Origin of the sequence: Adonisia turfae CCMR0081 (assembly GCF_011009555.1) — a bacterium.
In the GTDB taxonomy this organism is placed as follows: domain Bacteria; phylum Cyanobacteriota; class Cyanobacteriia; order Phormidesmidales; family Phormidesmidaceae; genus Leptothoe; species Leptothoe turfae.
In genome coordinates, this window is sequence record NZ_QXHD01000004.1 from 442,014 (window position 1) to 444,409 (window position 2,396).

Genomic DNA, 2,396 nt, shown 5'->3' on the forward strand with positions numbered 1-2,396 from the left:
GGCAGCTATCGGTATTGCTGTGGTCGGCTATTCCGACAATGTGCTCACGGCCCGGGCCTTTGCCACCCGTAATGGCTACAAAATTGACGCTAACCAAGAACTACTTGCCTTAGGAGCTGTCAATATTGGAGCCGGTCTCATGCAGGGATTTCCCATTAGCAGCAGCGGCAGTCGCACCGTGCTGGGCAATGCTCTTGGTAACAAAACCCAGCTCTTTTCCCTGGTGGCGATGGTGACTGTGGTTGGGGTGTTGTTATTTATGCGACCAGTGTTGTCGCTATTTCCCCAGGCCGCCCTCGGGGCCTTGGTGATTTATGCGGCTACTCGACTCATTGAGATGTCAGAATTTGTTAGACTGCTGCGCTTTAGGAGCACTGAATTTGCCCTGGCTGTAATTACCACCCTGGGGGTGCTGGCAACGGATCTGTTGGTGGGAATTGCGATCGCAATCAGTCTTTCTGTCGTTGATCTTTTTGCCCGTGTCGCCCGACCCCATGATGCTGTTTTGGGTCAAGTGCTGGGCCTAGCAGGCTGGCATGACATTGACGATTGGGACGATGCGACAACGATTCCAGGATTGGTCATCTATCGTTATGATGCCCCCATTTGTTTTGCCAATGTTGAGAATTTTAAACGACGAGCGATGGCGGCGATTGACGCTGAACAAGAACGGGTGGAGTGGTTTGTGCTGAATACAGAAGCCATTGCCGAAATCGATATCACTGCCGCCGATATGCTGGTAGAGCTTCACCAAGAGTTATGTAACCAGGGGATTGTCTTTGCCCTGGCGCGGGTAAAACAAGATTTGTATAGTCAGCTCAAACGTTCTGGACTGCGAGATCTCATTGGTAATGAACGCATCTACCCGACGCTCAAAACAGCGATTCGTGGGTTTGAAGACCGATATCGATTTAAATAAGAGATTTAAGCATAAACCGAGCCAACTATTTATAAATCTCTATTCTTGAAACCAAACGTTACTCCATTGTTAGACTGATACTTCAATTACAGTCCCATTTACCGAAAAATAGGATAATTTTAGGATTCGTTGACAAACGGGTTCTACCATGGCAACAGTACAGCCTCCTCGGCACAAGCATATTGTTCTAACGTCTCATCCTGGCAATTTTGGCCAAGATTCCATCGAGATTAAATGGGGTGAGGCAGACCCAAATGAGCGCGGTCCCATCATTGCCACCCTGGGCAACCGCGCCCATCGAAATGTGATTGGCACCCATTCCGGTGGCTATGCCGTATATCGAGCATTAGCCGTTGCCAGTGGTAGTTTAGAGCGGGATCACCGTGCTGATTTAACCAATACGGCCCCAACAGTGTCCATTGGTCCCCATGCCAGTTGGACCGTGCCGGACAAAATTATTTCCCTCGATCCGTTTGGTGCATTGGATCAGGAGCTGTTTTCGGACCTCAGAGCAGAAGGCTACGACATTCGCCCATCCATTGCCATTACGAAGGCCCACATCAATATTCCAGAACTGCAAGAGGCCGTTAACCAGGGCCGTATTCACGTTGATGGCAAAATTCTGAAAGACGGTGGTGAGCTACTGGTTACGAAGGCGGCCATCGAACCGGCGTGGCATCTACCAGGCATTGCTAAGCGGTTTAGCGTGAAGGAAAGTGACCTGCGTCGCACCCTATTTGAGCAGACCGGTGGTATGTTTCCAGAGCTGGTGACCCGCCCGGACCTGCAGGTATTCTTACCCCCCATTGGCGGACACACGGTTTACATTCTGGGCGATCTTGAGGCCATTACTGATCCAGACCGTCCCTTAGCTGTGCGCATCCATGACGAGTGCAATGGTTCAGACGTTTTTGGCTCAGATATTTGCACCTGCCGTCCCTACCTGGTGCATGGCATTGAGGTAGCCCTCGAAACAGCCCAAGCTGGGGGAGCTGGTGTGATTATCTATGCCCGTAAAGAAGGTCGGGCCCTGGGTGAAGTGACCAAGTTTCTGGTTTACAACGCCCGCAAGCGTCAGGAAGGCGGCGATCGTGCGGATACGTACTTCACCCGTACCGAATGTGTGGCTGGGGTGCAGGATATGCGCTTTCAAGAACTGATGCCCGATGTGATGCATTGGCTGGGTATTACCCGGATTGATCAGTTTGTCTCCATGAGCAACCTTAAATACGACGCGGTTACCCAATCTGGAATTGAAATTGTCGAACGCATTTCCATTCCAGAAGGCCTGATTCCAGCGGATGCCCAAGTGGAAATGAAAGCGAAAAAAGCAGCTGGATACTACACCGAGGGTGACGTGCCTGATGAGACCGTTCTCACTCAAACCATTGGTCGCCAGTATGAGGATGCCTAATGACCCCTGAAGAACAGGCGGCAATTGCCTTTTTGAGAAAGCCCCAGGCAATTCGCGATCGCA

The 2,396-nt window shown here is 51.0% G+C and carries 2 protein-coding genes; both read left to right on the forward strand.

The annotated features are described in order from the left end of the window. Window positions 1-919: SulP family inorganic anion transporter (locus DXZ20_RS06085; RefSeq protein ID WP_163703415.1), on the forward strand; the 919-nt coding region annotated here is incomplete at its 5' end. A gap of 148 nt (window positions 920-1,067) precedes the next feature. Next, on the forward strand, window positions 1,068-2,333 hold the full coding sequence (locus tag DXZ20_RS06090) for a GTP cyclohydrolase II (protein ID WP_163663185.1): 1,266 nt from the start codon (window positions 1,068-1,070) through the stop codon (window positions 2,331-2,333). Window positions 2,334-2,396: the final 63 nt, after the last annotated feature.